General features: G+C 65.6%; 22 protein-coding genes. 21 read left to right on the top strand and 1 reads right to left on the bottom strand.

Annotation, left to right across the window (positions count from 1 at the left end; translation table 11 throughout):
• Positions 1 to 14 precede the first annotated feature (14 nt).
• The 21 genes from IPI56_08540 to uvrB all read left to right on the top strand — a co-directional run bounded on the left by IPI56_08540 (position 15) and on the right by uvrB (position 25,652).
• The gene (locus IPI56_08540; protein ID MBK7545772.1) at positions 15 to 2,129 is read left to right on the top strand and encodes a glycine--tRNA ligase subunit beta; all 2,115 of its coding nucleotides are present in this window, start codon (positions 15 to 17) and stop codon (positions 2,127 to 2,129) included.
• On the top strand, positions 2,126 to 2,371 hold the full coding sequence (locus IPI56_08535) for a hypothetical protein (GenBank protein ID MBK7545771.1): 246 nt from the start codon (positions 2,126 to 2,128) through the stop codon (positions 2,369 to 2,371). The genes IPI56_08540 and IPI56_08535 overlap by 4 nt, the downstream gene beginning before the upstream one ends.
• Positions 2,372 to 2,491: 120 nt before the next feature.
• Entirely contained in the window at positions 2,492 to 3,520 is a 1,029-nt protein-coding gene (locus IPI56_08530; GenBank protein ID MBK7545770.1) for a LysM peptidoglycan-binding domain-containing protein, read from the top strand.
• Between the two features lie 3 nt (positions 3,521 to 3,523).
• Positions 3,524 to 3,910: a tetratricopeptide repeat protein gene (locus IPI56_08525; GenBank protein ID MBK7545769.1), complete on the top strand. Its 387-nt coding sequence runs from the start codon at positions 3,524 to 3,526 to the stop codon at positions 3,908 to 3,910.
• A 35-nt stretch (positions 3,911 to 3,945) separates the two neighbouring features.
• Positions 3,946 to 5,085 carry a DNA-protecting protein DprA gene (dprA, locus tag IPI56_08520; protein ID MBK7545768.1) on the top strand — a complete coding sequence of 380 codons (1,140 nt, stop codon included), beginning with the start codon at positions 3,946 to 3,948 and terminating at the stop codon, positions 5,083 to 5,085.
• Between the two features lie 17 nt (positions 5,086 to 5,102).
• On the top strand, positions 5,103 to 7,289 hold the full coding sequence (gene topA / locus IPI56_08515; GenBank protein ID MBK7545767.1) for a type I DNA topoisomerase: 2,187 nt from the start codon (positions 5,103 to 5,105) through the stop codon (positions 7,287 to 7,289).
• Positions 7,253 to 8,194 carry a tyrosine recombinase XerC gene (locus tag IPI56_08510; GenBank protein ID MBK7545766.1) on the top strand — a complete coding sequence of 314 codons (942 nt, stop codon included), beginning with the start codon at positions 7,253 to 7,255 and terminating at the stop codon, positions 8,192 to 8,194. Before topA ends, IPI56_08510 begins: the two co-directional genes overlap by 37 nt.
• Positions 8,187 to 9,143: a hypothetical protein gene (locus IPI56_08505; GenBank protein MBK7545765.1), complete on the top strand. Its 957-nt coding sequence runs from the start codon at positions 8,187 to 8,189 to the stop codon at positions 9,141 to 9,143. The genes IPI56_08510 and IPI56_08505 overlap by 8 nt, the downstream gene beginning before the upstream one ends.
• Positions 9,095 to 11,209, top strand: coding sequence for a hypothetical protein (locus IPI56_08500; GenBank protein MBK7545764.1), 2,115 nt, complete (start codon positions 9,095 to 9,097; stop codon positions 11,207 to 11,209). Before IPI56_08505 ends, IPI56_08500 begins: the two co-directional genes overlap by 49 nt.
• A gap of 140 nt (positions 11,210 to 11,349) precedes the next feature.
• Positions 11,350 to 11,775, top strand: a complete 426-nt coding sequence (mraZ, locus tag IPI56_08495; protein MBK7545763.1) for a division/cell wall cluster transcriptional repressor MraZ — start codon at positions 11,350 to 11,352, stop codon at positions 11,773 to 11,775.
• Positions 11,776 to 11,832: 57 nt separating this feature from the next.
• Positions 11,833 to 12,672 carry a 16S rRNA (cytosine(1402)-N(4))-methyltransferase RsmH gene (gene rsmH / locus IPI56_08490; GenBank protein ID MBK7545762.1) on the top strand — a complete coding sequence of 280 codons (840 nt, stop codon included), beginning with the start codon at positions 11,833 to 11,835 and terminating at the stop codon, positions 12,670 to 12,672.
• A gap of 232 nt (positions 12,673 to 12,904) precedes the next feature.
• Entirely contained in the window at positions 12,905 to 13,186 is a 282-nt protein-coding gene (locus tag IPI56_08485) for a hypothetical protein (protein ID MBK7545761.1), read from the top strand.
• 8 nt (positions 13,187 to 13,194) lie between these two features.
• Positions 13,195 to 14,907, top strand: coding sequence for a penicillin-binding protein 2 (locus IPI56_08480; protein MBK7545760.1), 1,713 nt, complete (start codon positions 13,195 to 13,197; stop codon positions 14,905 to 14,907).
• Positions 14,904 to 16,403, top strand: a complete 1,500-nt coding sequence (locus IPI56_08475; protein MBK7545759.1) for a UDP-N-acetylmuramoyl-L-alanyl-D-glutamate--2,6-diaminopimelate ligase — start codon at positions 14,904 to 14,906, stop codon at positions 16,401 to 16,403. Before IPI56_08480 ends, IPI56_08475 begins: the two co-directional genes overlap by 4 nt.
• Positions 16,400 to 17,779, top strand: coding sequence for a UDP-N-acetylmuramoyl-tripeptide--D-alanyl-D-alanine ligase (locus IPI56_08470; protein ID MBK7545758.1), 1,380 nt, complete (start codon positions 16,400 to 16,402; stop codon positions 17,777 to 17,779). Before IPI56_08475 ends, IPI56_08470 begins: the two co-directional genes overlap by 4 nt.
• Positions 17,780 to 17,782: 3 nt before the next feature.
• Positions 17,783 to 18,871 carry a phospho-N-acetylmuramoyl-pentapeptide-transferase gene (locus IPI56_08465; protein ID MBK7545757.1) on the top strand — a complete coding sequence of 363 codons (1,089 nt, stop codon included), beginning with the start codon at positions 17,783 to 17,785 and terminating at the stop codon, positions 18,869 to 18,871.
• 16 nt (positions 18,872 to 18,887) lie between these two features.
• Positions 18,888 to 20,246 carry a UDP-N-acetylmuramoyl-L-alanine--D-glutamate ligase gene (murD, locus tag IPI56_08460; GenBank protein MBK7545756.1) on the top strand — a complete coding sequence of 453 codons (1,359 nt, stop codon included), beginning with the start codon at positions 18,888 to 18,890 and terminating at the stop codon, positions 20,244 to 20,246.
• Positions 20,243 to 21,367 (top strand): putative lipid II flippase FtsW, encoded by a 1,125-nt coding sequence (ftsW, locus tag IPI56_08455; GenBank protein MBK7545755.1) that lies wholly within the window; start codon positions 20,243 to 20,245, stop codon positions 21,365 to 21,367. Before murD ends, ftsW begins: the two co-directional genes overlap by 4 nt.
• 384 nt (positions 21,368 to 21,751) lie before the next feature.
• Complete coding sequence (gene murG / locus IPI56_08450; GenBank protein ID MBK7545754.1) at positions 21,752 to 22,855, top strand: undecaprenyldiphospho-muramoylpentapeptide beta-N-acetylglucosaminyltransferase; 1,104 nt, start codon at positions 21,752 to 21,754, stop codon at positions 22,853 to 22,855.
• Positions 22,842 to 23,600: a 5'/3'-nucleotidase SurE gene (surE, locus tag IPI56_08445; protein MBK7545753.1), complete on the top strand. Its 759-nt coding sequence runs from the start codon at positions 22,842 to 22,844 to the stop codon at positions 23,598 to 23,600. The genes murG and surE overlap by 14 nt, the downstream gene beginning before the upstream one ends.
• 9 nt (positions 23,601 to 23,609) lie before the next feature.
• Positions 23,610 to 25,652 carry an excinuclease ABC subunit UvrB gene (gene uvrB / locus IPI56_08440; GenBank protein MBK7545752.1) on the top strand — a complete coding sequence of 681 codons (2,043 nt, stop codon included), beginning with the start codon at positions 23,610 to 23,612 and terminating at the stop codon, positions 25,650 to 25,652.
• On the opposite strand, the gene IPI56_08435 is transcribed toward uvrB, so the two are convergent.
• Positions 25,638 to 26,816: an HD domain-containing protein gene (locus tag IPI56_08435; protein ID MBK7545751.1), complete on the bottom strand. Its 1,179-nt coding sequence runs from the start codon at positions 26,814 to 26,816 to the stop codon at positions 25,638 to 25,640. The two genes, uvrB and IPI56_08435, sit on opposite strands and share 15 nt — an antisense overlap.
• Positions 26,817 to 26,849: the final 33 nt, after the last annotated feature.

Below are 26,849 nucleotides of genomic sequence, written 5' to 3'. Positions count from 1 at the left end.
ACCGGAGCGCCCGCGTGAAAGACCTCTTGTTGGAAATCGGGACGGAGGAAATTCCCGCCCGCTTCATCCCCGAGGCCCTGCGGGCGTTGGAATCGGCCGTCCGAGCCTCCCTCGCGGAGGCCGGCTTGGCTTTCGCCGAGGCGCGGACCTGGGGCACGCCCCGGCGGCTCGCCGTGATGGTCGAGCGACTCGCGGACAAATCCCAAGACCGAACGACCGAAGCCCTCGGGCCTTCGGTCGCGCAAGCGAAAGCCGCCGATGGGGCCTGGACGCCCGCCGCGGTCGGTTTCGCCCGGGGGCAGGGGGTCTCTCTCGATGATGTGGGGGTCAAGGACACCGACCGGGGCCCGCGTTTGGTCGCGGTCAAGCGGTTCCCCGGCGTGGCGACCGAAAAATTATTGCCGGAATTGGTGGCCGCTTGGGTGGCCCGGCTGACCTTCCCCAAAAGCATGGTGTGGGAAGAGGGGCTCCAGGCCTTCGCGCGACCGATCCGTTGGCTGTTGGCTTTGCACGGAACCAAGGTCGTTCCTCTGGTCGTGGCCGGCGTGAAATCGGGCAAGAAGACCCGCGGCCTTCGGTTCCACGCTCCCAAACCCGTCGACGTGCCGGCCCCCGCCAAATACGTGTCCTTGCTGCGCAACCATTGCGTGATCGTCGACCCGTCCGAACGGCGGGCGCTCATCGTCCAACAGATCAACCAGGCGGTCAAAGCCGTCCACGGACACGTGCCCCTGGAGCGGTGCCACGATTTGTTGGACGAGGTCACGCAGTTGGTCGAACACCCCGTCGCCATCCTGGGGCGCTTCAACGAAAAACACCTGGCGCTGCCGCCCGAAGTCCTGGTCACCTCCATGAAAAAGCACCAAAAATATTTTCCGGTGTTCGCCGACGCCGCGGGCGTCGCGCTCACCGCTCATTTCGTGGGTATTCGCAACGGCCTGTCGGACCACCAATCGGTGGTCCGCGAGGGGTACGAGCGGGTGTTGGCCGCCCGCTTGGCCGACGCGGCGTTTTTCTTTGAGCAGGACCGGCGGCGGTCCTTGGCCGAACGGGTGGGGGATTTGGCGGGCATCGCCTTCCTCTCGCCGAAACTCAGTCTTCAAGACAAAACCGATCGCACCGTCGCGCTCGTCGGTGTGTTGGCGGCGGGCGTGGGGGCGCCGCCGGCGGTGAAAGAGCGGGCGGGTCGCGCGGCGTTTTTGGCAAAGGCCGATTTGACGACCGGGGTGGTGGGGGAGTTCCCGGAGCTTCAGGGCGTCATGGGACGGATCTACGCCGCCGCCGACGGCGAGGACCCGGTCGTGGCCGAAGCGGTGGAACGTCATTATTGGCCGTTGACCGCCGAAGGAACGCTGCCCGGGCAGGACGTCGCCGCGTTGGTGTCCGTGGCCGACAAACTCGACACCTTGGCCGGAAATTTTCTGATCGGAAAAATACCCTCGGGATCCCAGGACCCGTACGGTCTTCGCCGCGCGGCGATCGGGCTTTTGCGCATTCTGGAGGAGCGGGCGTGGCCGGTGTCGTTGCCGGTTTTGGTGGACGAGGCCTTGGCCCGGTTGCCGGATTCCCTGGGGGACAAGGCGGTCGGTCGCCGTGCCCTCTTGGATTTTCTGCGCCAACGGTGGGCCGCCCTGGCCGAGGCGCGCGGCGCGCGTTTCGATGAGACCGAATCCGTCCTGGCCGCCGGATTCGAACGGGTCGTCGATGCGGGAAAACGTCTGGAGGCCCTCCGCGCGGTGCGTCGTCACCCGGATTTTGAACCCCTCTCGGCCGCCTTCAAGCGGGCGGCCAACCTGTTGAAACAGGCCGAAAAAAAAGGCGAATCGATCGAAAGCGAAGGGGTGGCGGAACGGTTGTCGTCGCCGGAAGAGAAAAACCTGCTGGAGGTTTTAACCGCCGTGTCGGGCCGTGTGGGCGCGGCGATGGCGGCGGGGGATTTCGCCGGGGCCTTTTCCGCTTTGGTGGCCTTGCGGGAACCCGTGGACCGGTTTTTCACCGGGGTGGTCGTCATGGACCCCGACGTCGATCGGCGCCGGACGCGGTTGGGCTTGTTGTCGCTGGTCCGCCGGTGTTTTGCGCCCCTGGCCGATTTTTCCCGGTTGCAGGAAACCCCGGGTCCCTCCGCTTGATCACGGCCTTTGTTCTGCTGGTGTGCCTGGGCGCGGTCGGTATGGCGGTGGCCTTTCGGGCGGGGGTCGCGCGGGCGGAAAAGCCGGGGTTTGTGATCGACTCGGGCGAAAACAGACGCGATGGACCCGCGGTGGCCCGCGCGTTGGAACGCTGGTGTCGGACGGGTCGGATCACGCGGGAGGAAAAGGATCGCCTGTTGGGGTTCCTAAGATCGGAAAATCCCGGCGCCCTTGACATCTGAAGGATTTTGCATTATAAAGATTTCAGCACGTTGTATATATGTAGGGAATGTTGACCGCGCACCTGGCCCGCCGAGAACGTTTCCAGACGCACGATCCTGACTTTTTTGGAGGAGGACTTCATGAAGCTTCTTCGCATTCTCGCCCTGCTGCTCGCGTTCTCGCCCCCGGTTTGGGCGGACGAAATGGAGGACGGGACTGACATTGAAATGCCTCCTCCGCCCGTGGACACGGCCGCCATCGAAGCCCCCACGGCCGATTCGTCCCCCCCTCTTCCGGACGCCACGGTCATCGCCCCGACGCCGACCGAAGGAGCGGTGGTTCCACCGCCGGCGGCCATGACGACGATCGCGCCCGCCCGCGTGGAAACCTCCGGCCCGACCGCCGTCTCGGTGGACGCCGCGGCGCACCGCGTCGTGACGGGGGACACCCTCTGGGACCTGGCGGGATCTTACCTGCAAGACCCTTTTCAATGGCCCAAGATCTATGACGCGAACCGGTCGCGGATCACCAACCCGGATTTGATCTACCCCGACCAGGAGCTCGTCATCCCGAGCCGCGACGCGGCGGCGGCGATGGACGCGCCCGCGGAAACCCCCGCCCCGGTGGTGGAGGACCCCTCTTTCGCGGCGGGTCCGGAAACGGCGCCCGCGACCGACCCGGAGCCGGTGCCGGCGGCGGAGCCGTCGGCCGAGGACACGGCGGTGATCGACGAACCGGCCCCCCCGGCCGTCAATGAGGCGGAGGAGATTACCTCGGCGGTCGCCGCGGCGAAGAAGAAAGCCGTTTCGGCGGCGGGCGCCGGGTTTATGGGCGGCGTCGCCGACACCTTCATCGCGGACGAAAATTGGGAGTACGATGGATACATCATCCGCGATCGGGAACTCAAAATGATGATTTCCCAGGGCGACGTCGTGTACCTCAACGTGGGGGCTTCGGCGGGCGTCAAATCCAAAATGGTGGCCCACGTGTTTCGCGTGGGGCGGAAAGTCAAAGACCCTTATCTGAAAAAGCCGACGGGCCGTTTGGTCAAACGGGTGGGCACGGTGGTGATCACCGGGCACATTTCCGACGAGGGATGCACCGCCGTGGTGACCAACAGCCTCGAGCCGATTCGCATCGGCGACATCGTCAAGTTTCTCTCGAGGTAACAATTGCGGCGAGGCTTTCTCCTTTTCGCGCTGTTTGTGGCCGGGGTTTTCTACGGTTGGAACCGGGGGATCTCGCGCGACGGGTTGGCCCGCTACATCGATGCGCACCCCAGGACATTTAAGGGCGACGCTCTGCTTTACACCCTGGGCAGTTTCCACGAGTTGTTCAACCGCCCCGACCGCGCCGTATCCATGTACGAACGCGTGGTGGTTCTTTACCCCGACTCCCCGCACACGGAGGCTTGCTTGTACGGTGTGGCGTCAAATTTCGAGCGGCTCAAAAACTTCGCCCGCGCCCGCCAGGAATACGAGAAGTACATTGAGGAGTACCCCGAGGGCCGTTACGCGGTTTCTGTAAAAAAGAACATTGAGTTTTTAAAAGGCCTCTAGGGGGAACCTCGGGCGGGATTTCCCGGGAGGGCCGCGTGACTTTTCCCGTTGATGAAAACGACGCACGATTGCTCCTGAGCCTCTGCCCCGGGCTTGGGCCGGTTCGTTTTGGTCGTCTTTTGTCGGCGTTTGGTTCGGCGCAAACGGCCTGGGCAGCCGACCCCGGGGCCTGGGCCGCGGTGGAAGGTCTTGGCCCGGCCCAACGCCCTTCGGGTGGGGGCGAGTCCGATGCGTTATCCCGCGCCGAGGAAGAAAAAGAGCGGATCGCGGCCACCGGGGGCCGATGGCTCACCTCGGCCGATTCGGAATACCCCGCGGCTTTTCGTCTTTTGTACGACCCCCCCATCGGGGTGACTGTGTGGGGGCGTTGGGCGCCGGGCGACGAAGGCGGGGTCGCCATTGTGGGGTCCCGTCAACCCACGGCTTACGGGTTGGCCGCGGCCGCCCGTCTTTCGACCGAATTGGCTGAGGCCGGCGTCACGGTGGTCAGTGGTTTGGCGCGCGGCGTCGACGGGGAGGCCCACCGCGCCGCGTTGAAAGCCGGCGGCCGGACCGTGGGGATATTGGGCAGCGGGTGGGACCGGTTTTACCCTCGGGAGCACCGTCCCTTGGCGGAAAAAATAATTCAACGCGGGGCGGTGGTTTCGGAACACCCGTGCGACGAAGGTCCGTCGCCGGAAAACTTTCCGCGGCGGAACCGGCTGATCGCGGCCTTGGCCCTGGGCGTGGTCGTGGTGGAAGCCAAAGAGCGAAGCGGGGCCTTGATCACCGCGGCTTTGGCGGCGGAATACGGTCGGGATGTGTTCGCTGTGCCGGGGTCGATTTTTTCGCCGTTGAGCCGTGGCCCTCTGGGGTTGATTCAAAAAGGGGCCAAGCCGGTGTCGTCCGCGACTGAAATATTGGACGAATTGGCGGTCCTGCGGGAAGCGGTTTCCCGACCGGTGGAGTCCGCGGGAACTCTGTCTGAAAAAGAACCGGGACCAACCCTCTCGGCGGGCGCGCGGCGGTTGTGGGACGCGCTGGACCACACGCCCGCCGGACTGGACGCCTTGGCGTCGCGGGCGGGCCTCGGGCCCGCCGAAATTGGTCCGGCTTGCCTCGCTTTGGAGTTGGCCGGGCTGGCCCGGGAATTGCCGGGAAAACAATTTGTGCGCACCGAGCGGGTGGCGCATTAAACGCAAAGGAAACCATCATGGCCAAATCCCTGTTGATCGTTGAGTCGCCCACGAAAGAACGCACCATCGGTAAGATGTTGGGCAAAAACTTCGTCATTCGCGCCTCCTACGGGCACATTCGGGACCTCCCCGCCAAAACCCTGGGCGTCGACGTGAAAAAAAATTTTGAGCCGTCCTATGTCTCGCTGCCGCGCGCCAAGAAAATCGTCGCCGAACTCAAAAGCCTGGCGGAAAAGGCCGATCGGGTTTACCTCGCGACGGACTACGACCGCGAGGGGGAGGCCATCGCGTGGCACTTGAGCGAGATTTTGAAACTCCCCAAGTCGAAAGCGAAACGCATCACGTTCCACGAGATCACCCGGGAAGCCTTGGAAGAGGCGGTCAAAAATCCCCGCGACATCGACGAATCGTTGGTGCACGCGCAGGTCGCGCGCCGCGTCCTGGACCGGCTGGTGGGGTACCGCCTGTCGCCCCTGCTGTGGGACAAAATCCGCCGGGGGTTGTCCGCGGGCCGTGTGCAATCGGTGGCCGTGCGGCTGATTTGCGCCCGCGAGGAAGAAATCGAAAAATTCAAAGCCGAAGAGTATTGGACCCTCACGGCGTTGTTGGAAAAAAAGGCGCAACCCTTCAGCGCCGGTCTCACCGCCCGGGGCGAGACGAAATTCAACAAATTCTCCTTCCGCCACAAGGGTTCGGTGGACGAAGTCCTGGCCGCCCTGAAAGGCGCGAGCTACCGCGTGGCCACGGTCGACCCCAAGGAACGCCGGCGTTCCCCGGGCGCGCCATTCACCACCGCCTCCTTGCAGCAGGACGCCTCCCGTCGGCTCCGTTTCGGCGCGGCGCGCACGATGGTGGTCGCCCAACAGCTTTACGAAGGCATTGAGGTCGAGAAGGGCGCCGGTCCGGAGGGCTTGATCACCTACATGCGCACGGATTCGGTGAACGTCGCCAAGGTCGCCCAAACCGAAGCCGCCGCCGTGATCCGCAAAAGCTACGGCGCCGATCATTTGCCTCCGAAACCCCGCGTATACCGGACCAAGGCCAAGAGCGCCCAGGAAGCCCACGAAGCCATCCGTCCGACCAAACCCGCGCGCACCCCGGGTTCCGTGCGGGCGTTCCTCGAGCCCGACCAGTTTAAACTTTACGAATTGATCTGGCAGCGGTTTATGGCCAGTCAGATGGCGGACGCCGTGTACGACACCGTCACCGCCGACATCGAAGCCAACGGTTATCTTTTCCGGGCCACCGGCCACACGCTCCGATTTCCCGGTTACCTCGCCGTTTACGGCGAAGTGGCGGACGACGACGCGGCCAAAGACGACGCCGAACCGTCCACGGCCCTTCCACCCTTGGTGGCGGGGGAAACCGTCTTGCTCAAGGAGTTGAAACCCGAACAGCATTTCACGGAACCGCCGCCGCGTTACAACGAGGCCAGTTTGGTCAAAACGTTGGAAGAGCACGGCATCGGCCGTCCTTCGACGTACGCGCCCACGCTCCAACGGATCGCCGAGCAGGCCTACGTCCGGCTGGAGGAGCGCCGGTTTTACCCGACCCTTCTGGGGCGGGCCGTGGACAAGCAGTTGGTCGAACACTTTCCCGACATCGTGGGGGTGGGGTTCACCGCGAAAATCGAGGACCGGCTGGACGACATCGCCGAGTCGAAAACGGCCTGGACCGACGTCATTCGGGATTTTTACGGCCCCTTTGAAGCGGATTTGAAGAAAGCCGAAAAACGAATGGTCCAGGTGGAAATCAAGCCGATCGCCACGGACGAGAAATGCCCCAAGTGCGCCTCGCCCATGGAAATCCGCGAAAACAAAGCGGGCCGCTACATGGCGTGTTCCCGTTACCCGGAATGCAAAACGACGTTCCCCGTGGACCGGCAGGGAAAAAAAGTCGTTCCCCAGCCCACAAACGAAATTTGCCCCAATTGCGGCAAGCCCATGCTCATGCGCACGGGCCGTGGTTTTGGCCGCCGCCCCACGCGTTACCTCGCCTGCTCGGGGTACCCCGATTGCAAGACCACGTTTTCCGTCGATAAGGATGGCAACAAAATCGTCCGGCCCAAACCCGAGCCCACCGAGTTCAAGTGCCAGAAGTGCGAGCGCATGATGTGGAAGCGCGTGGGCAAACGGGGGCCGTTCCTGGCCTGTTCCGGGTTCCCCAAATGCCGGAACATCAAACCCTTTCCGAAAAGCGAATGAAGGCCGACGAGGCCCTCGAGCGGTTCGGGATGTACCTCCGGGCCGAGCGGAACCTCGCGCCGGCCACCTGCCGCGCCTACCGGGCGGACGTCGCCGAATTCACGGCCCATTGGCGCGAGCGCGGCGACCGCTCCCTGGCGGAAGTCGACCGCGCCGCCTTGCGGGCGTTTCTGGCCGCCTGGGGCCGGCGGCCTTGGCGCCGGGCGACGTTGCTGCGCAAAGTCGAAGCCCTCTGGGCCTTTTTCCGGTTTTTGAAGCGCCAAGGGTTTCGGTCCGACAACCCGACGGACGGCCTGCCCCGCCCCAAACCCGAGCGTCGATTGCCCCGCTTTTGGTCCGAAGCCGAGGTCGAACGGGTTCTGGGCGACGCGGCGGCGCCGCGTCCCGATCCCGTGCGCGACGACCGCGACCGGGCCGTGTTGGAGTTGTTTTATTCCGCTGGGATTCGGGTGGGAGAATTGGTCGCTCTCAACGTGGGGGACGTGGACCCCTGGGAAGGCACGCTTCGGGTCTTCGGCAAGGGTCGGCGGGAGCGTGTGGTTCCTTTGGGGGAACGCGCGCTTGGGGCTCTGCGCCGAACCTTGTCCCGCCGGGGCGTGGACCTGTTGTCGCGGACGTCCACCGGTTTGGCCGCGGCGCTTTTCGTGGGCCGCGCCGGCCGCCGCCTGGAGGTTCGCACCGCGCGCCGCGTGGTGGAGCGCGCCGGACGCCGGGGCGGGGTGACGGGGGCCCACCCCCATTTGCTTCGCCACTCTTTCGCGACGCACCTCTTGGACCGCGGGTGCGATTTGCGCTCGGTCCAGGAAATGCTGGGCCACAAGAATTTGTCAACCACACAAATCTACACGCACGTCACCCCCCAACGCCTTCGGCGGGTTTACGACGACGCCCACCCCCGTGCCTGACCGGGTCCTTCACGACAAGATTCAATTGCTGATGGATGAAACCGGCTGCGAGCGCGGCCAGGCGGAATTGGCCATGTCCCTCGCGGGGTTTGATTTGGAAAAAGCCGTCCGGACCATCGGCACGCTGTTGCGCGACATCGTGGTCGTGAAAGGAAAGTTCGCCCAGGGCGCCCGCCACGAATACGGTCTCGTGCTCTTGATCGCCGATCGCCGGCGCGAACACCTTTTCCGGGCGCGCGCCGTTCTCTCCTACAACCCGGCCCTGTACGAAACGCCCCTTGCCGAGCCCTGGCACGAATTCGAGCGGGCCCTCTACGCCGGGCGGCTTGCCGAAGGCACGCTGCAACAGGCCAGCCAGGATCTGGAACGCGCGCTGGTCGGCCGCGTGGAAAGCCAACGCCAACGCCTGTTCACCGCCTTGCGCGATGAAAGCGCCGGCGCGTTGTCGGGTTTCTTGGACGAAATGCTCACCGCCCATTTCGGGCGGGCCGCGCTCACCACGGCCACCGCTGTGGACGTCGTGGACGTCGATCAGTTTCGCCGCCTGCCGTTGAAAAGCGAGGCCGCGGTGGAGGCGCCCGTCGCCCCGCGGGAGGCGCCCTTGCGGCTCGCCCTGGAGGCGGTCGACGACGGCGACGGCCCCGCGGCGGAGGCCCTCGGGCCGGGGGACGCCCTCTGGGTCCGCGTGGTCGACCCCCGCGACATCGGTCAGTATTTGGCCCGTTTGTTGGGGCCCGTGGACGACGCCGGCCCGCGGCCTTTTGAGGCGCCGATCGAAGAATCCTTCACCCACGAAGGTCGTCGCGTCCTCCACGTCCGTTTGACGCCGTCCGTGAGCGGTGTCGTCGCCGTGTCCCCGGATCGACGGCTGAAAGCCCGTCTTCACGGCGCGGAGCGGTGGTGGCGGCGTCTTTTGCCCGAACGCCCCGGCGCGCGCGCCGGCGACTGAACCCCGGCGCCGGCCCGATGGCGAAGCCCCCGTCCTCCCCTGGGTTTTTCACTTGGCGGGATTACGTCCTCACGCCTTTGGTGGAACTGGCCCTGCTCGCCTTATCGGCGGGCGCGGCGATCGCCCTTCACCGTTGGCGGCCCTCCGAATTTTTTGTCTCCGCCGTCGTGTTTTACGGGACGCTGATGGCCTCCACGGCGGCGTTCCTGGCCGCGTTGCGGCGCGGGTGGCCTTTTGAAGAAGGCCGATTTCCTGTTCGTGAGCGCCCTTGGATTTTTTATCGTTGGAAACTCCACAATTTCCTTTGCATGACCAATTTGTTCCTTCACTATCAAAACAGCTTGTTGCCGCCCCCCGTGCGAAAGTTTTTTTCCCGCTGGCTCGGCGCCCGCGTCGGCAAGGGGTTGATCTCCATCGGCGGGTTGACGGTCGACCCGTATCTAATCGATATCGAAGAAGGCGCCTTGATCGGCCACGAGGCCCTGCTGATCCCCAACGAAGTCTCGGCCACGCACCTCACCCTTCGCCGGATTCGCGTGCAACGGGGCGCGGTGGTCGGGGCGCGGTGCGTGGTGGGGCCGGGGGTCGAGATCGGGGCCGGCGCGATGGTGAAGGCGATGTCGTGGGTCCCGGAAGGAACCCGAATCCTGCCCGGGGAGGTGTGGGGTGGCGTGCCCGCCAAGAAAATGGGGGAGGGGGCGCCGGGGGGAGACGAAGGGTCCTGTTTTTTCACGGGCTGGCGGGATTGGGTGTTGACCCCGCTCGTTGAAACGGGCTTGCTGATCCTCGCCGGCACCGGGGCTTGGGGGGTCGCCCGGCTCGGGGCGGGTGTTTTCATCACATCGATTTCGTTTTACGTTTTATTGGTGGCGGCCACCCTGGCCTTTCTCGCCGGCCTGCGCGCTTTCTTTCCGTTCCGGGAAGGGGCCTTTCGTTTTTCCGAACATCCGTGGGTGTGCTACCGGTGGAACCTGCACGGTTTTTTGTGCATCACGAATCTCTTTCTCCAATACCAAAACGGTCTTCTGCCGGCGCCGGTTCGCCGGTGGTTCTGCCGTTTGTTGGGCGCTCGCGTGCGCGCGGGGGGCGGGATGCGGTCCATGAGCGGCCTGATCCAGGATCCTTTTTTCGCCGCGCTTGGGCCAGGCAGCGTCATCGCGCACGACGCGCTCCTTCTGCCCCACGCCTTGACGAGCGACACTCTTCACCTGCGGCGCGTGGTGGTGGAGGAGGGCGCGGTCATCGGACCGCGGGCGTTGGTCATGCCGGGCGCGCGGGTGGGCGCGGGCGCACGGGTGGGCGCGCTGTCGTTGGTGACCACCGGCACCGAAATTCCCCCGGGCGAAATTTGGCGGGGCATTCCAGCGCGCCCCAGCGGGCAGGCGCGACCGGGGGCGGCGACGGGCGTGTTCCGGACCGAAGGCCGGGATGTCCTGTGGTCCGCGGGTCTTCTGGTGGGTTTGATGGGCGCGGCGGCGGGGAGCGCGTTCGCGGTGCGGGGAATATGGGCCCCGGACCCCTTCGCGGGGCTTTTGGTATTTTACGCAGGGCTTGTTGTCCTCACCTTGGGGGTTTTGAAAATCATGCGGACCGTTTGGCCGGTGCCCATCGGGGTTCACGATTCCCGGGGGGGAGCGGTCGCCGTTTTCCGCTGGCGCCTCTACGGTTTCCTGTGTGTGACGGTCCTTTTCCTGCATTATCAGAACGGGTTGTTGCCCCCGGTTTTTCGGAAGGTATTTCTCTGGACCCTCGGGGCCCGGGTGTCGTTGGCCGATGTTTTGTCCGTGGGCGGGACGGTTCTTGACCCGCACCGCGTCTCGCTCGGGCGCCTGGCCATGTTGGGGCTCGACAGCCTGGCCTTGCCCGTCGACGTGACCGAGGAAGGCATTGTGGTCGGCACCGTCGACATCGGCGCCGGGGCCGCCGTGGGGCCCCGCAGCGTCGTTTCCCCGGGGGTGGTCATCGGCGCGGGCGCCACCATCGCTCCCCTTTCCCACGTCGAACGGGGCACGCGTGTGCCGCCCGGGGAAACCTGGGCGGGCGTGCCCGCCCGCCGCGTTTCGTAGCGGTTTCCGACCGTTTTCGACCGACCACCATCCCAATAAATTTTTCTTGACAAACGTCCGGGGCTTCACTATGCTTGAGCGCGGTGGGAGAAAGTGGAGTCAAGTGGTGAAGTGTGTGGAAAAGTGGAGAAAACGGGCGAATGTTCCTCGGCGGTGAGCACCGACACACGTTGGACGAAAAGCGCCGCCTGGCCTTGCCCGCGCGGCTGCGCCACGGCGTTCGGCAATTTGTCCTCGCGCGGGGATTGGAAGGGTGCATCGCCCTCTACACGGAGGTCGAATGGCGGAAACTTCTAACGAAACTGGAAGGCCTGCCCGTTGCGGACAAAACCCACGCGCGCGCTTTCAAGAGGCTTTTGATTTCGGGAGCGATCTTGTCGGACGTGGATGGACAGGGGCGCCTCTTGGTCCCCGAATCGCTCGGGCGCTACGCCGGCATTCGCCGGGATGTCACGGTGGTGGGAATGGACTCCCGGATCGAACTCTGGTCTTCGGAGCGTTGGGCGCAATATAGAAAGCGCGCCGAACGCAGCGCGGCCAAAATCGCCGCGGACATCGATTTGTAAGGTTGTCCCGCCCCGCGCGGGACCGGTTCTTTGAGCGACGCGATTCATCGGCCCGTGATGTTGCGGGAAACCGTGGGGGCCTTGAACCCCCGGTCCGGGGGCCTCTACGTGGACGCCACCTTGGGTTTGGGCGGTCACACGGAGGCCCTGCTCGCGGCCTGCGCTCCCGACGGGCGCGTGGTCGCGGTCGACCGAGACCCCGAAGCGCGGGCTTTGGCCCGCGCGCGATTGGCCCACGCGGCCGATCGTCTGACGGTGGTGGAGGGGAATTTTGACCGCTTCGACGAGCGCGCGGGTCTGGTCGAAGGATCGGTGGACGGCGTTCTGGCCGATTTGGGGGTGTCTTCCTTGCAGCTCGACCGGGCGGAGCGGGGTTTCAGTTTTCGCCGTCCCGGTCCCCTGGACATGCGGATGGACCCAACACAAGGACCGACGGCGTCGGAAATGTTGCGCGCGGCGTCATTGGAGGATTTGGAAGGTTGGTTGCGGAGGGCCGGGGAAGAGCGGTTTGCGGGAAAATTGGCACGCCGGTTGAAAGACCTGGCGCCCGGCCTGGGTTCGACCGCGGATTTGGCGGAAGCGGTGGCCCGGTGCGTGCCCCGGCGGGGCAGAAGCCACCCGGCCACGCGGGTCTTCCTGGCCTTGCGGATGGCGGTCAATCGCGAGATGGAAAGTTTGGATGATTTTTTAGCGCGCGCGGCGCGCGTCCTGAAGCCGGGGGGGCGGTTGGCCGTCCTGACCTTCCACTCGGAGGAAGACCGGCGGGTGAAAGAAGCGGGCCGCGGCGGCCCCCCGTGGCGGGCCGTCACAAAAAAGCCCCTGGCCGCGTCCGGGGTCGAGCGGGCCGAAAACCCGCGCAGCCGCAGCGCAAAATTGCGCGTGCTCGAAAAAATTTGACCCCGCGGGCGGGGGCCGTTCCGCCCGCCGACGATTCAGGGGTCCGGGTGTCTTCTCTCGGCGGAGGCACCCGCCCTTTTGCGACAGGCCGGGATCCGTCGCACGGATTGGGGGGAGGGTGTCTCTCTCGGCGGGACACCCTGCCTCTTTTGACACCACGAGCGGCAAACCCGGGGGGGAGAGGCGACTCTCCTCCCCGGAAAATTTGGGAAGTCCATGAAGGGGGCGCGACGTGCGGTCTTGGCGGCCGGTGTGGAAACGGGTGGTCTGGGCGGGGGGCGGGTTGTTCGGCCTGCTGGCCCTGTCGGCTTGGCTGCAGGTTCAGGCTGTGCGCCTGTCGTACCGCTCCCACGCGCTTCGCCAGGAAATCGCCGCCCTCGACCGGCGCGAAATCGCCGCCCGGAGGCGGCTGGACACCGCCCTCGCGTTGCACCGCTTGGACGACCGCGGCCGAGCGCAAGGCCGGCTCGGCGTGCCCCGCCCGGAACAAGTCCGGCTCCTCTCGGAAGTTTAACCCCCCGCATGATTCGACGTTTTCGCGTCGCGTTGGGCCTCCTCACCGTGGGCTTCGCGGCGGTGCTGACACGCCTGGCCTATTTGCAAATTTGGTGCCACGCCGATTTGACGGCCCGCGCCGCCCAACAGGCCCACCGTTGGGTGCGGGAGGCGCCGCGTCGCGCGGCCATCGTGGACCGCCACGGCGCGCCCCTGGTCGAATCGGTGGCGAGCGCGTCCTGCTACGTCGACCCGACCCTGCTGGGGCACCCCCACACCGCCGCCGCGCGTTTGGGCGCCGCCCTCGATTTGGATCCGGCCCGATTGGCGCGCGCCTTCCAGGAAGCGCGCGGTTCCTTCCTGTGGGTCCGTCGGCAACTTACCCCGGAGCAGACGAGCGCGGTGGAAAAAGAGAATTTGAGGGGTGTCGGTCTCGTTTGGGAGTACCGTCGGATTTACCCGAACGGGGATCTGGCCGCCCCTCTGCTCGGCCGCGTGGGGGAGGACGGCCGGGGCCTTTCCGGTTTGGAACACGCGTTCGACGAGGATCTTTTGGACCGGCGCCCCGCGCGCCGCGCCTTGCGCGACGGCAAAGGGCGTCGTCTCGCCGTGGATTCGCTCGATACCGAAATCGATGGAGGACGCGGCCTGCGGTTGAGCCTCGACCGCACCCTTCAATACATCGCCGAACGCGAATTGGATCTCGGCCTACGGCGTTCCCGCGCCAAGGGCGGGGCGGTGGTGATCCAGGACGTGCGCACGGGGGAAATCCTCGCGTTGGCGGGTCGACCCCGTTTTTCCTTTTCGGACCCGACGGTCGACCTGGAAGACCTTCAGGTGCGCGCCACCCAGTGGGTTTTCGAGCCGGGGTCCACCTTCAAGCTGATCACCGCCGCGGCCGCGATCGACCAGGGCCGTGTCCGCACCGATGAGCTGTTCAATTGCGAAGGGGGCAGCTGGAAAGTGGCGGGCGTGGAAATCAACGACCACGAACCCGAGCGCGTGATTTCCTTTGCCCATGTGATGGAGGTCTCTTCCAATATCGGTTTTGCCAAACTCGGTCTTCGACTTGGAAAAGAAAGCCTCTACGATTTCACCCGCGCTTTCGGTTTCGGCACGCGGACCGGCTGCGAACTGCCGGGCGAGAGCCCGGGTTTGCTCCGGCCGCCCGCGCGGTGGAGCGGAACCAGTTTGCCGATTCTCTCTTTCGGCCAGGAAATCGGCGTCACCGCGTTGCAATTGGCGGGGGCTTACACCGCCGTCGCCAACGGGGGGCTTCTGCTTGAGCCCCGCCTCTGCCTGGACGCCCAATGGCCCAACGGCGGCCAACAGCGTTGGTCGTTGCCCGCGGTCGTGCGCCGGGTGATCCGCCCGGAAACCGCCCGGATTTTGACGCGGGTGCTGGAAGGCGTCGTGACCCGCGGCACGGGTCAAGAGGCCGCCGTGGCCGGTTGGACCGTGGCGGGGAAGACCGGCACCGCCCAAAAAATCGATCCTTTGACCCGCGCCTACTCGCCCGATAAGAATGTCGCCTCGTTTTGCGGGTACGTGCCCGCGCGCCAGCCCCGCCTCACAATCGTGGTGGTTTTGGACGAGCCCACCGGAGTCACCTGGGGCGGCTACAACGCGGGGCCGGTGTTCCGCAACATCGCCGCGCAGGCGATGACGCGCCTGGCGGTGCCTCCCGACCCGCCGCCGTCCCTCGTGCGCGCGCCCGAAAAGGGCCGGGGCCAAACGTGATCACGCTCGACGCCCTCCTCGCCGGCATCGCCCCCACCAACGCGGGGGTTCCGTGCGTGCCCCTCACCGGATTGACGGTGGATTCCCGCTCCGTAAAAAAGGGGGACCTGTTCATCGCTTTGCCCGGCACGCGGACCGACGGACACGCCCACGTCGCCGCCGCGGCCGCGGCCGGGGCCGCGGCCGTCCTCGCCGAACGTCCCGTGGCCGCCACGGTGCCGGTGGTGGTCCTGCCTTCAACGGCGAAAGCCTTGTCGACGCTCGCCGCCCGTTTTTACGGCCGCCCGTCGCAACATCTCGAGATCATCGGGGTCACCGGCACCAACGGCAAAACGACCATCACGTACCTGTTGGAGTCCGTGTTGCAGGCCGCGGGAAAATCCGTCGGGGTGGTCGGGACCATCGATTACCGCTGGCCGGGTCACCGCGAAACAGCGCCCAACACCACGCCCCACGCCGCCGATGTTCAACGCCTTCTGGCGGCCATGCGCGACGCCGGCGTGAGCCACGTGGCTATGGAAACCTCGAGCCACGCCCTGGCGCTCGGGCGCGTCGACGACGTGGATTTCACGGGCGCCGTCTTCACCAACCTCACGCAGGACCATTTGGATTTTCACAGGGACATGGAGCGTTATTTCGAAGCCAAGGCCGGACTCTTCGACCGGCTGGATCGCTCCGGCCGTCCCCGTCGACGCGCCGTGATCAACCGCGACGACCCCTGGGCGGAACGCCTTTTGTCCCGGGTCGCCTCCCCCGCGTGGACCTACGGCATCGATAAAGAATCCGATTTCCGCGCCACCGACCTCGTTCTTTCCGCCGAGGGCTCCGCGTTCCGTCTCCTCACGCCTTTTGGGGAACGCCGGGAAAAGTTCAGCCTGGTGGGGCGGCACAACATTTACAACCTGTTGGGCGCGCTCGGCGCGGCCCTCGGGGCGGGTGTGCCTTTGGACACCGCCATCGCCGGGCTCGCCCAAATGCACGGCGTGCCCGGCCGGTTGGAACGGGTGACGGAACGACCCGTCGGAACCACGGGCACGGACCTTCCCTTCGACCTTTTTGTCGACTACGCCCACACGGACGACGCCCTGGTGAACGTGATGCAAACCCTTCGCCCCCTCACCCGCGGGCGCCTGATCGTTCTTTTTGGTTGCGGCGGCGATCGCGACCGCACCAAGCGTCCGAAAATGGGCGAGGCCGCCGCCCGGTTGGGCGACCGCGTCATTGTGACGTCGGACAACCCGCGTTCCGAAGATCCGGAGGCGATCGCCCGGGAGGTGGAGGCCGGGGCCCGTCGCGTGACGGGACGTTCGGTCGAGGTTGTTCTTGACCGGCGGGAGGCCATCGCCCGCGCGGTGTCGTTGGCGGGACCCGGGGACGTTCTTCTCCTTGCCGGTAAGGGCCACGAAACCTACCAGATTTTGCGTGACCGCACGGTGGATTTTGACGACCGCGCGGTGGCTCGGTCCCTCCTGGGGGAGCGGGCGAGGCGCGGATGAGCTTGATCGACTCTTGGCCCGCTTTGGCCGAGCGCGCGGGGGGGCAATTGATCCGCGCGGGCGTCGGCCTTCCCGCGCGGGTGGTGACCGACTCGCGGTCCGTGGCGCCGGGGGATTTTTTCATTGCGCTTAAAGGCGAGCGTCGGGACGGACACGATTTCTTGAAAGAAGTCGCTGGGCGGGGCGCCGTGGGGGCGTTGGTGGGCCGGCCGACCGAGGAATTGCCCGAGGGGTTCGGTCTCGTGCGCGTGGACGACACCCTGGCGGGTCTTCAGTCCTGGGCCCGCGCCCATCGGCAAAAACTCAGTCTCCGCGTGATCGGCGTCACCGGCTCCAATGGCAAAACCACGACCAAAGAAATGATCGCCCACCTTCTGCGGGCGGGGGGTAAAACGGTTTACGCCACGCGGGGCAACCTCAACAGCCAGGTGGGCCTGCCTCTCTCGCTTTTGGAATTGCGGCCCGAACACACCCACGCCGTGATTGAAATGGGCGCCTCCGCCAAAGGGGACATCGCGCGGCTCGCGGCCCTGGCCCGGCCGGAGATCGGGGTATTGACGTCGATCGGTCGGGCCCATCTGCAAACTTTCGGTACCTTGGAGGGGGTGGCCCGCGCGAAATGGGAACTGGTGGAGGCTTTGTCCGCGGAGGATTTGGCGTTTCTCAACATCGATGACCCCCTCCTCGCCGCGCGGCGGAAAAGCGCGGCCTGTTCCGTCGTGACCTACGGTCGCGACGAGACCGCCAATGTGCGCGGGATCAATGTGCGTCAGGATCCCCACACGGCCTTCGATTTGGTGGTGGCGGGCGCGCGCCGGGCGGTGCGCCTGCCCGTGCCGGGTCTGTTCAATGTGACGAACGCCTTGGCCGCGGCGGCCGTGGCCCTCTGGGAGCGCATGAATCTGATCGACGTGGCCGCGGCGTTCCCGTCCTTCGCGCCGCCCGCCCAGCGCATGCAGATGAAGCGCCGCCCCGACGGATCCCTCTTTTTGATCGACGCCTACAACGCCAACCCCGACTCGATGGCGGCGGGTTTGGAGAGCTTTGTTTCCGCTTTTCCCCATTGGCCGCGCGTGGCCGTTGTGGGCAGTATGTTGGAACTCGGCGAATCGGCCGAGGCCGAACATCGCGCTCTGGGTGAAAAGCTCGCGGCCCTGCCCTTGGCCGCCGCCGTGTTCGTCGGCCCCGAGCACGCCTGGGTGCGCGAGGGGTACGAGCGTTCGGGCGGGAAGGCCCCCTTGACGGCCACCGAAGACCGCGCGGCCGCCCGCGAGGCCCTGACCCAAAGCCTCACGCCGGACACGTCCGTGTTTTTCAAGGGGTCGCGCGGCGCCCGGCTGGAAGAAATTTATGAGCCGTTCTTAATGAAGGAGTGACGGATGCTTTATTCCCTTGTTCAATGGCGGGAGGTCTTCTCCCCCTTTAACGTTTTTCAATACATCACCTTTCGGTCGGGGGGGGCCTTCCTCACGGCGTTGGCTCTGTGCCTGTTGTTCGGCGGGCCTTTCATCGCCGCGCTCAAACGCGCGCGCATGCAGCAGTTCATTCGCGAATACGGTCCGGAATCCCACCTCAAAAAATCCGGCACGCCCACCATGGGCGGTCTCTTGATCCTTTTCGCCCTGTTGGGATCGACCCTCCTATGGGCGCGGCTCGACAACCGTTTTATCCTGCTCGCCATCGGGACCTGCCTGTACCTGGGGGCCCTGGGGTTTTTGGACGACTACCGCAAGTGGCTCAAGCGGCACCCGGCCGGCGGCCTATCGGAAAATCTCAAGATGGGCGCCATGGTGGTATGGGCCCTGGGCGTGGGCAGCTATTTCTATTTCGCGCCCCCCAACGCGGAATTCGCCCACCGGGTCTTCATTCCGTACGCCAAGGGGGTCTCGATTCCCCTTCACGGCTTCTATCTGTCCTTCGCCTTGATCGTGTTGGTCGGCGCCTCCAACGCGGTTAATCTTACCGACGGATTGGACGGCCTGGCCCCCGGCACGTTGGTGGTGAGCGGTCTCTCCTTCGCGGTGTTCGCTTATTTGGCCGGCCACGCCAAACTCTCGGCCTATTTGCGCCTGGTGTCCGTGCCCGGGGCGGGGGAATTGACGGTGTTCCTGGCGGCGCTCGGCGGTGCGTGCCTGGGGTTTCTGTGGTTCAACGCCCACCCGGCGGAAATTTTTATGGGCGACACGGGGTCCTTGCCCCTCGGTGGCGCGCTGGGGCTCGCGGCCTTGAGCTTGCAACAGGAATTGATCCTCGTCGTCGTCGGCGGCGTTTTCGTGGCCGAGGCCCTGTCGGTCATCCTGCAAATCGGCTCGGTGCGCCTGCGCAAGGGACGGCGGGTGTTCCGCATGGCGCCGCTTCACCACCATTTTGAAGTCGGCGGTCTTCCCGAGACCAAAGTCACCATCCGTTTTTGGATCGCGGCCATCGTGTTGGCGTTGATCGCCATGACCTCCCTCAAAATCCGGTGAGGGTGTGACGCCAAAGATCGAAACATCGCCCGGCGCGCGCGGCTGGTTCGACGACCGCCGCGCCCTGGTGATCGGCCTGGGCAAGTCCGGGGCCGCCGCCGCGCGTCTTCTGGAGCGCCTGGGCGCCCGCGTGTCGGTGACCGAGTCCCGCTCCCGGGAATCCCTGGGCGAGGCGTTGCGGGGTCTGCCCCCCGCGATCACCGTTGAAGCGGGGAGTCATCACCTGTTGGGGAAACGTTGGGACCTCGTGGTTCCCAGCCCCGGGGTGCCCGCCTCGACTTGGGAGCCCCTCCGCGCGCGGGGCGCGTTGGTGTGGGGCGAACTGGAACTGGCTTACCGCGCACTGTCGCTGGCCGGCCGCTGGCCGCGCTGGTCGGCCGCCGTCACCGGCACCAACGGAAAAACCACCACCACGGCTCTCCTGGGCGCGATTTTTGAGGCGGCGGGACGACCCACGGTCGTCGCCGGTAACATCGGAACCCCTCTGTCGGATTGCGTCGATCGCGTGACCGCCGACACCGCCCTGGCGCTCGAAGTGTCCAGCTACCAGCTGGAAACGGCCTCGGCGTTCCGCCCGACGGTGGGGGCGCTCCTCAACGTCACGCCGGATCACCTAAGTCGCCACGGCACGCTCGACAATTACGCCCGCACCAAATTCAAATTGTTCCAGGAGCAACGCGGGGACGAGACCGCCGTATTGAACGCCCGCGACGCCCTCTGCCGCGCGCTGCGCGGCCTGGCGCCGGCCGGGGTCGCCTGGTTCGGGGACCGCCTGCCCGGCCCGGGACTGCGTTGGTCGGCCTCGGGGCTGGTTGGTTTCGGCGGCCGATGGGCCCTGCCCGCGCATCTGCCCGGCCGCCACAATGGGGAAAACGCCGCCGCCGCCGTGGCCTGCGCGCGCGCCCTCGGCGTGCCGGGCGCCGCCGTGCGCCAAGCGCTGTCCGCTTTCCGGGGCGTGGCCCATCGTCTGGAATTTATCCGGGAACGGCGTGGGGTGCGCTTCATCAATGACAGCAAGGCCACCAACGTGGATTCGACCCGCGTGGCCCTGGAGGCTTTTCCCGGACGATTGCGGTTGATCCTGGGCGGACAGGACAAGGGGGCGCCCTACACGCCCCTCGCCGGGCTCGTCCGGCGAAAAGTGAAGGAAATTCTTTTGATCGGGGAAGCCGCTCCTAAAATCGAAAAAGACCTGGCGGGTGCCGCGGCCTTTTTCCGCGCCGGCGACATGGCCGGGGCCGTCCGCCGCGCTGCCGAAACGGCGACGGCCGGGGACATCGTTCTTTTGTCGCCCGCCTGCGCTTCCTTCGATCAGTTCGAAAATTTTGAACACCGGGGCCGCGTGTTCCGCGCGCTCGCCGAGGCCCTGCCGTGACCGCGCGCGCCGAAACGCCCAAACGCCCCGTGGATGTGGCCCTGCTGTCGTGGACGGCCGGGCTGACCGTGTTCGGCTGGTTGGTTCTGTATTCCGCCAGCGCGCTCCTGGGCGACAGCCGTTACGGCGATCAATATTTCTTCCTCAAGCGGCAAATGATTTGGACCGCGCTTGGCATGGTGGGCCTGGGCGTGGCCGCGTTGACACCCCTGTCGTGGGTGCAACGGATGGCGCGGCCGGTTTTGATCGCGACGGTGGTTTTGTTGGTCCTCGTCTTGGTGGCCGGGCACGAAGTCGGCGGGGCCAAACGGTGGTTGCGGGTCGGCGGCCTGGGCGTTCAGCCGTCCGAGTTCGCTAAGTTGGCCGTGGTGCTGGTGTTGGCCGATTACCTCGACCGCCGGCAAAGCCGTCTCACGCGTTGGTCGGGTTTTTTGCCGCCGTTGATCGTGACGGGGTTTGTGCTGGGGTTGATCTTGTTGGAGCGGGATTTGGGCACGCCTTTCCTCATCGGCTGCGTGGCTTTCAGCCTCATCGCGATGGCCGGGGCCAAGTGGCGGCATCTGTTCCTGGTCGGACTGGCGACGATCCCGGGTTTGTTTCTGGCGCTGTCGGTGCCCTATCGACGTCAGCGCCTGCTCGCTTTTTTGGATCCCTGGAAGGAATCCCAAGGCGTCGGCTACCAACTGGTGCAGTCGCTGATGGCCCTGGGTTCCGGCGGGTTTTGGGGTAAGGGTTCCGGCGAGTCGACCATCAAAATGTATTACATGCCGGAGTCGCAGACGGACTTTATCTTTCCCATCTTCGGGGAGGAATTCGGCTTTCTGGGGACGTCGCTTTTAACGACCGCTTATTTCGTGCTTACCTATCTTTGTTTCCGCGTGGCCTTCCGCGCCACCCATTGGTTCCACGCCCTGCTGGCGGCGGGCGTCGCCCTCACCATCGGCGGGCAGGTGTTGCTCAACCTCGGCGTCGTGACGGGTTTGTTGCCCACCAAGGGCATCCCATTGCCGTTTCTGTCTTTCGGCGGGTCGTCGCTTTTGGTGCTCATGACGTCCATCGGGCTCGTCTTGAACGTCTCCCGCCACCGCGGCACCCCGGTCCTCTCTCCCCGGGGACGATAAGTTTTCCCCTCCGCGTTCCGCCGGCCACCGCTTCTTTCAAGATCGGGACAATCGGCTCTTTGGTTTACCGTTGGCGCCATTTTTGAGCCTCCGTTGGGTCTGTTCCAGACCCCGGAAACCTTATTGCCTCTGGCATGAAAAGCGGGGGAACGTCGAAGCCACAGCAATTCAATTTCTCGCCCCCGGCCCCTTTCTCAAAGTTTAATGAAAACACGGGCTGGCCGACCCACATTCTCCCTCTCCGGGGACCGGGCCGGCGTTCCACTGCTCTGCCGCCTGTAACTTTGATAATATGAAAACATATCACCTCGCTCGGCAAGCGGCTACGGTTTGAACCCAAAATTAAATGACCCAAATTCTTTCCAAAATCGTGAAGAAAACCCCATGCGCGTCCTGATCGCCGCGGGAGGGACGGGGGGACATTTGTTGCCCGGCGTGGCGGCGGCCAAGGCCCTGCGCGCGCGCGGTCACTTGGTTCATTTCCTGGTCAAGCAGGACGGTCGCTCCCCCGAATACCTGGCCCGCGAGGGCTTCCCCTCGACGGCGTTCCATTTCGAAGGTTTTCCCCGCGGGCTCAACCCCGCTCTCTTCACCTACCCCTTAAAATTGATGACGGCCTGGGGCGCCGCGCGGCGCACCGTGCGGCGGGAGCGGCCCGACGTGTTCCTCGGCATGGGCGGCTATGTGTCGGCCCCGGCGGGACTGGCGGCCCGGGGGGCGGGCGTGCCCATCGTTCTGCACGAGCAAAACACCCGGGCCGGTCTGGCCAACCGCGTACTCTCCCGTTGGGCCCGGGTCGTGGCCACCAGCTTTGAGTCCACCGAAGGCCTTTCGCCCCGGGCGGTCCGCCGCGAATGGACGGGGTTGCCGCTCCGGCCCGACCTGGTGCCCCTGGACCCGGCGGAGGCGCGCCTCTCTCTGGGGCTGGACCCGGAGGCGCCGACGTTGTTGGTGTTCGGCGGCAGTCAGGGCGCGCGGGCTCTCAACCGCTGGGCCGTGGAGGCCCTGAACGCCTTGCCCGCGCAACCGCGGTGGCAGGTGATCCATTTGACCGGACCAACGGACGAGGAACCCATGCGCGCCGCCCACGAACGCGCCGGTCGGCGGGCGTTCGTGAAAGGCTTTTGGCCGGGCATGGCGGCGGCCTATTCCGCGGCCGATTACGTGATCGCCCGCGCCGGGGCCAACACCGTCATGGAACTGTGGCGCGTGGGTCGGCCCGCCCTCCTGGTCCCTTTTCCCTTCGCGACGGACGACCACCAAACCCACAACGCGGCTTTTTTGGCCGAGCGGGGCCAGGCCCGGGTTGTGGCCGAACGGGCCCTGCGGCCCGACACCCTGTCTTTGGCCTTGGCGTCCCTGCCGCCCCTGGCGGCCCTGCGCGCCGACAACGCCGCCCGCGCGAAGGCCGCGCCGCCCCTCCTCATGAACGCGGCGGAGCGGTTGGCCGACGTGGTGGAAAGCGAGGGAACCCGTGCCCAAAAATAAACCCCAGATCCTGGTCGTGAACGACGACGGTGTCTACGGCGGCGGCCTGCGTCCGCTGGCCAAGGCGCTGGCGTCCGTCGGCAATGTCACGGTGGTGGTGCCCGAGCGGGAACGATCCGCCGCGAGCCACGCGATCACCCTGCACAAACCGATCCGCGTGCGTCGGTTGGAAAAAAATCTCTTGATCATGAACGGCACGCCCGCCGACTGCGCGCGCTTTGGGGTCATCTCCGTTATGCGGGAGCGGGTGGACCTGGTGGTGTCGGGCATCAATCACGGGGCCAACCTGGGGGCCGACACCATGTACTCCGGCACCGTGGGCGCGGCCAAGGAAGCCTGCATGCTGGGCCTGCCGGCCTTCGCCATCTCCGTGGCGAGCAAAGACCCGGACGTGCACTACGCCACGGCGGCGCGTTTCGCGCGCACCGTGGCCCGGCGGCTTCTGGAGCGACCCCTGCCCGGCAACACCTGTTTGAACATCAATGTGCCCAACCGCCCCTGGACGCGGTTGAAAGGCGTGGCCGTGACCACCCTGGGCCGGCGCATCTACGGCCGGGCCCTGGCGTCCCGGGTGGATCCCCGGGGCCAGACGTATTTTTGGATGGCGGGCGCCGTGCCCCGGGGCGTGCCCGAGCCGGGCTCCGACATCGAGGCCATCCAGGACGGAAAAATATCCGTCACGCCGGTCCGGCTCTACGAAACCGACACAAGTTTCCTTCCCGTCCTTCGCCACTGGCCTTGGTAAAATAAGCGGATGGACCGCTTTGAAGTCGTTTCCGATTTCCAACCGGCGGGGGACCAGCCGGAGGCCATCCGCCAACTGACCGAGGGGCTCGCCCGAGGAGATCGCCACCAGGTGCTGCTCGGGGTGACGGGCAGCGGCAAAACCTTCACCGTCGCCAACGTCATCGCGGCGGTGAACCGACCGACGCTCTTGATCTCACCCAATAAAATCCTCGCGGCCCAGCTCTACGCCGAGCTCAAAGCCTTTTTCCCCAAAAACGCCGTCGAATATTTCATCTCCTATTACGACTACTACCAGCCCGAGGCCTACGTCCCCCAGAGCGACACCTACATAGAAAAGGATGCCTCCATCAACGACCACATCGACCGTTTGCGGTTGAAAGCGACGACCGCCTTGCTGGAACGCCGGGACGTGGTGGTGGTGGCCTCGGTGTCCTGCATTTACGGGTTGGGCAGTCCGCGGGAGTACCGGGACCTCTGCGTGGGCGTGGAACGCGGCTCCACGGTGGACCGGCGGGACTTCCTGCGCGCGCTGGTGGACATTCAATACGAACGCAACGAAGTCGATTTTTCGCGCGGCCGGTTCCGCGTCAAGGGCGACGTGGTGGAAATATTCCCAGCCTATCTGGAAACCGTCCTGCGGGTGGAGTTCGATGGGGACCGTGTGGCGCGCCTGCGGCGCGTGCACCCGTTGACGGGGGCGGTGCTGGAGGAAAAAGAGCGCGCCTACGTTTACCCCGCCAAACATTTCGTCACCACCCGCGACATCATCGACCGCGCCGTCGTCGACATCGAAATGGAACTGGCCGACCGCTTGACTGTTTTGCGGAGTGGGGGGAAGTTGCTGGAAGCCCAGCGGCTCGAACAACGCACGCGCTTCGATATGGAAATGATGCGCGAAATGGGTTTTTGCCACGGCATCGAGAACTATTCCCGTCCCCTGTCGGGCCGCCCGCCGGGCGAGCGGCCGGCCTGCCTGTTCGACTATTTTCCCAAGGATTTCCTGGTGGTGATCGACGAATCCCACGTGACGGTGCCGCAGATCGGCGGGATGTACGAGGGCGACCGCGCGCGCAAGCAGACGCTGGTGGACTACGGGTTCCGCCTGCCCTCGGCCCTGGACAACCGCCCGCTCAAATTCCCGGAATTCGAATCGCTGGTGCCGCAGATCATCCACGTGTCGGCCACGCCCGGGCCCTACGAGCTGAAAAAAACCGGCGGCGCCGTGATAGAGCAGGTCATCCGTCCCACGGGATTGGTGGACCCGGAGGTGCGGTTGCGGCCCTCGCGCGGCCAAGTGGACGACTTGATCGCCCGCATTCAAGAGCGGGTGAAGCGCAGGGAACGCTGCCTCGTCACCACGCTCACCAAAAAGACCGCGGAGGATTTGGCCGCCTACTTGAGCGGAAAAAAGCTCAAGGTGAGGTACCTGCACTCCGACATCGACGCCCTGGAGCGCGTGGAAATTTTAAAAGACCTGCGCCGGGGGACCTTCGACGTGCTGGTGGGCATCAACCTGTTGCGGGAAGGGCTCGACCTGCCGGAAGTGTCCCTGGTGGCGGTGCTCGACGCGGACAAAGAGGGTTTTTTGCGATCGGAAACGACGCTCATTCAAGTCTGCGGTCGAGCCGCCCGAAACGTCAACGGCGAGGTGGTGCTCTACGCCGACACCATGACGGGTTCCATGCGCCGCGCGATCGATGAAATGGACCGCCGCCGGGAAAAACAGGCCGCCCACAACCGCGCCCACGGCATCACCCCACGGACGGTCGTGAAGGCGGTGCACGACCTGGAGGAGTTTCAGGTCAAGGCGAAGGAGGCGGGATTGCCGCTCCTCGTCCGCGACGGGGGAGAGCGCTATTTGACGCGCAAGGAACTCCCGGGGCTGATCAAAGCCCTTCAGACGCAGATGCGCGAGGCGGCCGATGCCTTGGACTTTGAAATGGCGGCCGTGTTGCGGGACAAAATCAAAGAAATCCAGGACATGATGGTCCCCGGGAAAGGAACCCGCGAGGGCGCCCGGACCGGGCGGGCCCGTTCAAAGCGCGTTTGAAATTTCGGGCGGGGCGGGATCGGCGAACTCCCGCTGAATGGACAAAATTTTCGGCAGACAACGGTGGAAGGCTTCGACCAGGCGCGGGTCGAAATGTTTGCCCGCGCCCTCGTCAATGAGGCGCAGGGTGTCTTCGAGTGTGAAGGCCGGTTTGTAGGGGCGGCGTGTGGTGAGGGCGTCGAACACGTCCGCCAGCGCGACCACCCGGGCCTCGAGGGGGATGTCCTCGCCGGAAAGCTTGGCCGGATAGCCGCTGCCGTCCCATTTCTCGTGGTGGCAGCGCGCCACGCGTTCCGACATGCGGATCACGTCGTTGGAGGCGTTCCCCAAAATCTTGGAACCGTACAGGGGGTGCTTGCGCATCTCCACCCATTCCTCGTCGTTCAGCTTGCCGGGCTTGCGCAACACGGCGTCGGGCACGCCCAGTTTGCCGATGTCGTGCATGGGGCTCGCCAGGCGGATCAGCCGCCGCCATTCCTCCGAAAGTCCCAGTTCCTCCGCCAAAACGCCGCTGTAGCGGCTCACGCGCTCCAAATGGTTGTGGGTGTCTTCGTCTTTAAATTCGGCGGCCGCCGCGAGGCGGAAAATCGTGTCCTTGATCGCGGCCTGGAGTTCATCGTAGAGCCGGGCGTTCTCGAGGGCGGCGCCCGCCTGTTCGGCGAATAGCACGAGCATGCGCTCGTCCTCGCGGGTGAACCGCCCGCCCCGTTTGTTGAGCATCTGGAGGGCACCCAGGGGGCGGCCCTGTGCGTCGGTGAGGGGCGCCGTTAACAAGCTGCGGGTTCGGTAGCCTGTGGACTTGTCGACGTCGGGGTTGAACCGGCGGTCCGCGTAGGCGTCGGGGATGTTGATCACCCGGCCCCGGGCGATGGCCTCGCCCACGATCCCCCGGTCGGCGGGCACGCGGAACACCTCGTTCGTGGAGGTGGCCCGGGACCACAGTTCGTTGGCGGCCGAGTCGAGCAGAAAGACGGTTGCGCGTTCCGCCCTCAGGATTTTGCAGGAGGCGTCGACCAACAGCCGGAACAGCGATGGAAGATCTTTGTGGGTGGAAATGGCCCGGGAATAATTGAGCAATAGGCTCAGTCGCCGTTGCCATTCCCGTAGGCGCGCCAGTTCCCCTCGGGCGGGCGGCGGGGCTTTCTTTTTTCGATTCGCGGCCATGGTTTGCCTTAAGCCTAGAGCGAGAAAGGCGGT

The organism is Elusimicrobiota bacterium (assembly GCA_016706425.1).
In the GTDB taxonomy this organism is placed as follows: domain Bacteria; phylum Elusimicrobiota; class Elusimicrobia; order FEN-1173; family FEN-1173; genus JADJJR01.
Note: the sequence above shows the minus strand (reverse complement) of the source record. Positions and strands in the feature narration are given on the sequence as shown.